Here is a 7,753-nt window from a genome sequence, read left to right as displayed (position 1 = left end):
GCAGATCGGGCAGGCTGTCGGCGGCAAACCCGTAGAGGTCTGGTTCTGCGACGAGGCGCGGGTCGGCCAGAAGAACACCCTGACCCGGCGTTGGGCAGCACGCGGAACGCGCCCCTCGGATCCCAAGGATCAGCGCACGCAGTCAGCCTACATCTTTGGGGCGATCTGCCCGGCCCGAGGCGTCGGCGCGGGCCTGGTCATGCCCCGTTGCACCACGTCGGCCATGACCCATCACCTCGAAGAAATCTCCGCAACCGTCACGCCCGGCGCCCACGCTGTCCTCCTGCTCGACCAGGCCGGCTGGCACACCACCAGGAAACTGGCCGTCCCGGACAACATCACCCTGCTGCCTCTTCCGGCTCGTTCGTCCGAACTCAACCCGGTCGAGAACCTCTGGCAGTTCATGCGCGAGAACTGGCTCGGCAACCGGATCTTCCAATCCTACGCCGACATCCTCGACCACTGCTGCGACGCCTGGAACAAGATCGTCGCCCAGCCCTGGCGCATCATGTCCATCGGAATGCGCCGATGGACCCATGGGTTCTGATCAACGAGGGTTGGTATGACATCCGTGTTGCGATCTCCACCGCATCACCCCTGGCCTTATACAAGCAGCTATCCTGGCATCTCCTGCGTGAGCCCGAAGACCTCGACCCCGAGGCAGACGCGGTCGTCGCGCGTGTCCTGCAGGATCCCGAGGCGTCCAAGGTCGTCGATCTCGGTCGCCGCTTCTGCCGGATCGTCCGGAGCCGCTGTGGCCCGCAGTCGTCGGGGGGATCGGATGTCACGGCGTTCGATGAATGGCTCTGCGAAGCGCAAGCCTGCGGCGTCCGCATCGTCGAGAACTTCGCTGCCAGCCTCGGTCAGGACGGAGACGCCGTGCGATCCGCGCTGACTCTGCCTTGGAGTAGTGGACAGGCCGAAGGGCAGATCACGCGTCTCAAGCTCTTGAAGCGCGCCATGTACGGCCGCGCCAACCTCGATCTCCTCCGCCGACGGTTCCTCCTGGCAGCCTGATCCACCAAACTTGGCGAAGAGCCACCTCGTGGGGGCCGATCATTTCGCCCTGCCCTTTCCGGCCATCGACCCGGTTGCCGTCGCGATCGGTCCGATCACCATCAAGTGGTACGCCCTGGCCTACATCGCCGGGCTGATTGGCGGGTGGTTCTATGCGCGCCGCCTCGTGATGGCCGAGCGCTACTGGGGCGTGGTGCGCCGTCCGATCACCGTGGACATCGACGACATGATCGTCTGGGTTCGACGGCCTGCTCGATCCGAATGGCCACGCTCGACACGCGCGTGACTGTCGACCTGGTGGCCGAACTGCTGCAGCCCCGGCCCCTACGGGCGACCTTGGCTTCGCTCTGGGCGCCAATTGCCGAGCGGATGTCGGAGGCGACTGCCGCGAAGGTGCGCTGCGTCGCGAACTCGTCGCAGCTCAACCGGCTGATGGAGGACGGCATGGATAAGCCGGACGGCGGATTGAAAGAGTGGATCTCGGCAGTGCGGACCGAGCGGAATCTAACGAAGACCAAGCTTGGCCGGATCCGGACGCAGCGGAGATCAGCCTCGGATACAGCGACCACGTCGGGCGTCCAATGCGCGAGCACGTGACGTCGGGCGAGATACCAGCCTGAAAGGCGTGGTCCACGCGATCGTTGATCGGAAAGAGATCGAAGCGGACGTGATCCGCATCTTCGGCGACTTAAGAAAACTCGGAAACTTCCGGAACAGAAGCCGGCAGCACATCAAGCCCTGCGTTCGCAATTCTGCACAGAAGTGGCGCGCCCACGGGGAATCGAACCCCGGTCTGATCCGTGAGAGGGACCTGTCCTAACCGCTAGACGATGGGCGCGGTCGCTGCGGCTGATGAAGCTATCGGCCGGCGAGGCGTTCGTATAGCGACGGTGCGTCGAGGGAGCAAGACCCGGGCGGTGCCTTTTTCGCCGGGTCGTGAGGAGTGGCGTGTTGCAGGGTTTCGAGATCGAAGGCGAGCGTCAGGCGGTGATCGGGCCGGAGGCGGAGCGGGTGCGGCTCGACCGCGCCCTGGCGATCGCGTTCCCGGACGTCTCGCGGGCGCGGCTTCAGGATCTGGTGAAGGCGGGCCATGTCCGCCGTGACGGGGTGACCGTGCTCGATTCGGCGGTGAAGGTCGGGCCGGGCACGGTGCTGGCGGTGGTGCTGCCGGAGGCGGTGTCCGCCGAACCGCAGGCTGAGTCTCTCGACCTCGTCATCGCCTACGAGGACGACGACCTGGTGGTGATCGACAAGCCGGCCGGGCTGGTGGTCCACCCGGCGCCGGGGCATGCGGCCGGCACGCTGGTCAACGCCCTGATCGGCCATTGCGGGGCGAGCCTGTCCGGCATCGGAGGCGTACGCCGGCCCGGCATCGTCCACCGCCTCGACAAGGACACCAGCGGCCTGATCGTCGTCGCGAAGAACGACGCGGCCCACAAGGGGCTCACCGCGCAGTTCGCCGACCACGGACGCAGCGGCCCTCTGGAGCGGGCCTACCTCGCCCTGGTCTGGGGCTTGCCGGAGCCGCGCGTCGGCACCATCGAGGCCAACCTCGACCGCAGCCGCAAGAATCGCGAGAAGATCGCGGTGGTACGCGGCGACGAGGGCCGGCATGCGGTGACGCACTACGCCGTGGAGGCTGCCTACGCGGAGGCCGCGCTGGTGCGCTGCCGGCTCGAGACCGGGCGCACGCACCAGATCCGCGTGCACATGACCCATCGCGGCCATCCGCTGCTGGGGGACGCGGTCTATGGCGGAGCCTTCATCACCAAGGCCGCTCGGTTGTCGGAGACGGCGCAGGGCGCGCTCCATACGCTCGGGCGACAGGCGCTGCACGCGGCACTCCTGGGCTTCGCCCACCCGCGCACTGGGGAGCACCTTCGCTTCGAGAGCCAACTTCCGCCGGAGATGGCGAACTTGGTGGCGGCGCTAGCGAAGAGCTGAACGCTGTCGCAGCGATGCCACGGTCAAGGACTTGCGTGCGGAACCGCACCGAGACCCGCGACCGATCGTGACAGGTTCGACTTTCCGAAGCCGCGATGCGTTGAGTTTATGTTCTCGTCGCGGACCCGCTACCGGCCCGGAGCTTTCCCCACTAACATGGGGTTCGGAAAGCCGGCTTGAGAAGCGGCGCTCCGTACACAGCGTCCGCCCGATCGGGGGACCATCGAAGGAGATTGCCATGGCCGGCGCATTGCCCGTGCTTGCCAACGAAGGTGGCCTGTCACGCTACCTCGACGAGATCCGCAAGTTCCCGATGCTGGAACCGACGGAAGAGTTCACGCTGGCCAAGAACTGGCGCGACGGCGGCGACCGCGAGGCGGCGCACCGCCTCGTCACGTCGCACCTGCGCCTCGTGGCGAAGATCGCCATGGGCTATCGCGGCTACGGCCTGCCGATCGGCGAGGTCGTGTCCGAGGGTAACGTCGGCCTGATGCAGGCGGTCAAGCGCTTCGATCCCGATAAGGGCTTTCGGCTTGCGACCTATGCGATGTGGTGGATCAAAGCGGCGATCCAGGAATACATCCTGCGGTCGTGGTCGCTCGTGAAGATGGGCACCACGGCCAACCAGAAGAAGCTGTTCTTCAACCTGCGTAAGGCGAAGGGCAAGATCTCGGCCCTCGAGGAAGGCGACCTGAAGCCCGATCAGGTCGCGCAGATCGCGACTCGGCTCGGCGTGCCCGAGCAGGACGTGATCGATATGAACCGGCGCCTGTCCGGCGACACCTCGCTTAACGCGCCCCTGCGCGAGGAGGGCGAGGGCGAGTGGCAGGATTGGCTCGTGGACAACGCTCCGAGCCAAGAGACGGTGCTAGCCGGCGAGCAGGAGGGCCAGAACCGGCTGTCGGCCCTGCGCGACGCGCTCTCGGTGCTAAATGCGCGCGAGCGGCGCATCTTCGAGGCACGCCGGCTCGCCGACGACCCGATCACCCTCGAAGACCTCTCCGGTGAGTTCGGCGTCTCGCGTGAGCGCGTGCGTCAGATCGAGGTGCGGGCGTTCGAGAAGGTACAGGAAGCCGTGAAACGCAACCTCGCCACGCGCGAGCTGCCGCGCATGGGTGCGTAAGGCGGGGCTCTCGCCAGGTTTGAACTTCCGACCCGCATCTCCCCTCCCCCCTTCCACTGGGCGGGGAGACGCGGTTTCGTTGCGTTTAGGACGGATCAGCTTACTTCCACTGGTCGAACGCATCCTGCACGACCTGTGTGCCGGCGTTGCCCTTCTCGAAGTTGACGACCGCGCGTTGGCCGCTGACGTAGCGGACCGCGAGGTCGAACCAGGGCTTGTGCAGCAGCAGGTCGGTGTTGCGATCGACGTCACCACGCAGCGACGACAGGCCGATCAGGAAGCGGTTGTCCGTCACGCGGATCGGCAGGCCCGACACTGGGGAGCCCCGCGCGGCTTCGTCGTCCTTGGCCTGAAGCAGGCCGATATCCTGCACCGCGCGTTTCTCGCCTTCGGTCCCCGTGTCGGTGAAGACGAGGTTGATCGTGTGCGACGCCGGAAGGGTCTGATCGAGGTTGCGCTGGATCGTCATCACCAGAGTCAGGCCGGCCTCCGGCACCGTGACCGTCGCGACGATCGCCGTCTCCAGGGGCTGGCCCTGCTCGCCCGGCACCGAATCAAGACGCCAGACCACGCGCCCAGCTGTCGAGATCGGCGCGGCGTTCGGGGTCGCCGTGTTCTCCTCGATCAGGACGGCGCGCTGCGCCACCGCGAGGCCGGGCTGGCTCGGCTGCGTCGAAGGATTGCGCGGGCTTGATGACGCCGTCGCCGGGGCGTTCGCCGACGGCGACGCCTTGGGAGCCAGATCACCGCCGACCCGATCGGAGTACTTCGTGTCGCCCGGGTCCTGCTGGGTCTCCGCCGTTTCTGCGCCCCCGGCGGGGAGGTTCGCCGGCTTGTCGCGCAGCAGGAAGGCCGCGACCGCGATCAGGCCGATCACCACGGTGAGGACGACGCCGACGAAGGCGTTGCGCAACAGTCGCGAGCGACCGCCACGCGGTGCCACCACGTCGATGCGCGGGCGCTGCCGGCCGTTGGCCGAATCGTTGGCCGCGATCGCATCGTTGGCCACCTCGGCCGGTGCGACGGTCTCGAGCTGAGCCTCGGGGACCGGATCCGGCACTTTCGCCTTGCGCGCAGTGATCGGAACGGGCGCCTCGCGCGGTTCCTCCGGCGGCAACGGGAGGAAGCTCGGCGGCGGCGCCGGCGGCAGGAACGGCGTCGGCTCGGGCGGCGGCGGGGGCTCAGGCGGCGATATCCGCTCGGGCGGGGGCGCCGGCTCGAAGGCCTGCGCAGGCGGAGGTGCGGGTGGCTCCGGGATCGGTGCCGGCCTCGCCGGAGGAACCGGTGCTGGAGCAGCCCGCGGTGAGACGACGGGAGGCGGTGCGGGCTCAGGCGCGGCCGATGAGGCACCGTAGTCGCGTTCGAGGCGCTCGATCGCGTTGTCCAGCGCCTGCCGTTCGAGGTCGATGTCCGCCTCGGGCAGGGGTGGGTCGAGCGAGCGGAGCTGGCCGATCAGGGCGTTCCGCGCGCGCTCGTAGACCGCCTTGCGCATGGCCGGCGTCCGGTCGGGCAAGGCGTCGAGCGCCCGCGCCAGCAACGGGTAGTAATCGGCCATGTCCTCTGGAATCCGCGTGTTCGCGGTCCGTGCGTCGCACGGACCGGACGATCAATCCTCGAAGGGATTGTGCATCAGTATGGTGTCGTCGCGCTCCGGCGAGGTCGAGAGCAGCGCCACCGGGCAGCCGATCAGCTCCTCGATGCGCCGGACGTACTTGATCGCCTGAGCCGGCAGCTCGGCCCAGGAGCGGGCGCCGGCAGTCGTTTCCGACCATCCGGGGATGGTCTCGTAGATCGGCTCCACGCGCGCCTGCGCCGCCTGGCTCGCCGGCAGGTGGTCGATCACCGCGCCGTCGAGGCGGTAGCCGGTGCAGACCTCGATCGTCTCGAACCCATCGAGGATGTCGAGCTTGGTCAGCGCGATCCCGTTGATGCCGGACGTCCGCACCGTCTGGCGCACCAGCACCGCGTCGAACCAGCCGCAGCGGCGCTTGCGCCCGGTGTTGACGCCGAACTCGCGGCCCTTCCGGCCGATGGTCTCGCCGATTTCATCGAACAGTTCGGTCGGGAACGGGCCCTCGCCGACGCGGGTGGTGTAGGCTTTTGCAATGCCGAGCACGTAGCCGATCGCGCCCGGGCCGAGGCCCGAGCCGGTCGCCGCCTGCGCGGCCACGATGTTCGAGGAGGTGACGAAGGGATAGGTGCCGTGGTCGACGTCGAGGAGCGCGCCCTGCGCCCCTTCGAACAGGATGCGCTTGCCGGCGCGCCGCTCCTCGTCGAGGAGCGCCCAGACCGGGCAGGCATAGGGCAGGATCGTCGGCGCGATCGCCTTCAATTCGGAGAGCAGCACGGCCGCGTCCACCTCGGCGATGCCGAGGCCGCGACGCAGCGCGTTGTGGTGGGTCAGCACCCGCTCGATCTTGGCCGGCAGGGTGTCGGCGTCGGCCAGGTCCACCACGCGGATCGCGCGACGGCCGACCTTGTCCTCGTAGGCCGGGCCGATGCCGCGCTTGGTCGTGCCGATCTTCAGCCCGGCGTTGGCGGTCTCGCGAAAATGGTCGAGCTCTCGGTGCAGCGGCAGGATCAGCGTCGCGTTGTCGGCGATGCGCAGCGATTTCGGCGAGACCTCGACGCCCTGCGCCTGGATGCGGGCGATCTCGTCCACCAGGTGCCAGGGATCGACGACGACGCCGTTGCCGATCACAGAAAGCTTGCCGCCGCGCACCACGCCCGAGGGCAGGAGCGCGAGCTTGTAGGTGACGCCGTCGATGACCAGCGTGTGGCCGGCATTGTGCCCGCCCTGGAAGCGGACGACGATGTCGGCCTGCTCGGAGAGCCAGTCGACGATCTTGCCCTTGCCCTCATCGCCCCATTGGGCGCCTACGACGACGACGTTCGCCATGCGTGCCTTCTGACCCGTGGCCCGTTCGCGGGCGCACGGCGTTGCGCCGCGCGAAAGAAAACCCGTTGCCGTGAGGGTGTTTCCGCGATCCGGTCCGGGAAATCAAGCAAACCGCCCCGCCAGCGCGGAAGCGGCGGGGGATGGCTGCAGGGCCGAGCGCTATTTGGCCTCGGTGCCGGGCTTCTGACCGGGCAGTTCGCCCGGCTTGATCACCGGCATCGAACCGGCGTTCGGGTTCGGCGGCTCGACCACCATGCCCGGCGCCGCGTTGCCCGGCGGCTTGATGACACCGTCGCTCTGCCGCAGCTTGTCACTCAGGGTGGAATCGTTCGGCGGCGCGTCGGCGTTCGGGCGCACGCGCTCGGGCGGCGTCTGGTTCTGGGGGGGCAGCACCGGATCGGTGTCGCGACCCTTCAGCGGCGCATCGGGATTCTGGGCGAGCGCGCCCGTGGCGACCAGCGCGAAGACCGAGGCGGCGAGCCCCGTCAGGACTTTGGACAACGAAGACCTCCCTCTCGTTCACGATCGGGAAGCAAACACCGAGGCCGGGGAACCGTTCCTGTCGCCGGAAGTGCGACACCGCTCTGCATGTCGAAGAGCGTTGCGGCATGTCCGTCCTTCGGACGCCGTCGCCGACCCGAACCAACACGCGGCTCCCTCTCCCAGGGGGAGAGGGTTGGGGTCAGGGGCGTGCGTCATCCGGAAGGGTCACGCCCCTCATCCTGTCCTTCTCCCCATGGGAGAAGGGACCTGCGCCCTTTCAGGAAAGC

Annotated in this window: 7 protein-coding genes, 1 tRNA gene and 2 pseudogenes; 6 read left to right on the top strand and 4 right to left on the bottom strand. The window is 68.1% G+C overall.

Going from position 1 to position 7,753, the window contains the following annotated elements; genetic code table 11:
* From FV229_RS09390 to FV229_RS09375, 4 genes and pseudogenes are all read left to right on the top strand, one after another.
* Window positions 1-547 (top strand): IS630 family transposase (locus FV229_RS09390; protein ID WP_147751699.1); only part of this gene is annotated, 547 nt, incomplete at its 5' end.
* 62 nt (window positions 548-609) lie between these two features.
* Window positions 610-1,017: pseudogene (locus FV229_RS09385) on the top strand (transposase); the annotation flags it as partial.
* A gap of 28 nt (window positions 1,018-1,045) precedes the next feature.
* Window positions 1,046-1,258 (top strand): annotated as a pseudogene (locus tag FV229_RS09380) (prolipoprotein diacylglyceryl transferase family protein); the annotation flags it as partial.
* A gap of 20 nt (window positions 1,259-1,278) precedes the next feature.
* Window positions 1,279-1,614 (top strand): hypothetical protein, encoded by a 336-nt coding sequence (locus FV229_RS09375; RefSeq protein ID WP_147751698.1) that lies wholly within the window; start codon window positions 1,279-1,281, stop codon window positions 1,612-1,614.
* 166 nt (window positions 1,615-1,780) lie between these two features.
* Here FV229_RS09375 and FV229_RS09370 read toward each other — a convergent pair.
* Window positions 1,781-1,855 (bottom strand) — tRNA-Glu (locus FV229_RS09370).
* A 128-nt stretch (window positions 1,856-1,983) separates the two neighbouring features.
* Here FV229_RS09370 and FV229_RS09365 point away from each other — a divergent pair.
* Entirely contained in the window at window positions 1,984-2,961 is a 978-nt protein-coding gene (locus FV229_RS09365; protein WP_147751702.1) for an RluA family pseudouridine synthase, read from the top strand.
* 238 nt (window positions 2,962-3,199) lie between these two features.
* The gene (gene rpoH / locus FV229_RS09360; RefSeq protein WP_147728070.1) at window positions 3,200-4,084 is read left to right on the top strand and encodes an RNA polymerase sigma factor RpoH; all 885 of its coding nucleotides are present in this window, start codon (window positions 3,200-3,202) and stop codon (window positions 4,082-4,084) included.
* A gap of 100 nt (window positions 4,085-4,184) precedes the next feature.
* Here rpoH and FV229_RS09355 read toward each other — a convergent pair whose 3' ends face one another.
* The 3 genes from FV229_RS09355 to FV229_RS09345 form a co-directional block, all read right to left on the bottom strand.
* On the bottom strand, window positions 4,185-5,639 hold the full coding sequence (locus FV229_RS09355) for a histidine kinase (RefSeq protein ID WP_147751697.1): 1,455 nt from the start codon (window positions 5,637-5,639) through the stop codon (window positions 4,185-4,187).
* Between the two features lie 51 nt (window positions 5,640-5,690).
* A complete protein-coding gene (locus FV229_RS09350; protein ID WP_147751696.1) occupies window positions 5,691-6,983 on the bottom strand; it encodes an adenylosuccinate synthase in 1,293 nt (430 codons plus the stop codon).
* 159 nt (window positions 6,984-7,142) lie between these two features.
* Entirely contained in the window at window positions 7,143-7,484 is a 342-nt protein-coding gene (locus FV229_RS09345) for a hypothetical protein (RefSeq protein ID WP_147751695.1), read from the bottom strand.
* Window positions 7,485-7,753: the final 269 nt, after the last annotated feature.

The organism is Methylobacterium sp. WL120 (assembly GCF_008039465.1).
GTDB classification, from domain to species: Bacteria; Pseudomonadota; Alphaproteobacteria; order Rhizobiales; family Beijerinckiaceae; genus Methylobacterium; species Methylobacterium cerastii.
Note: the sequence above shows the minus strand (reverse complement) of the source record. Positions and strands in the feature narration are given on the sequence as shown.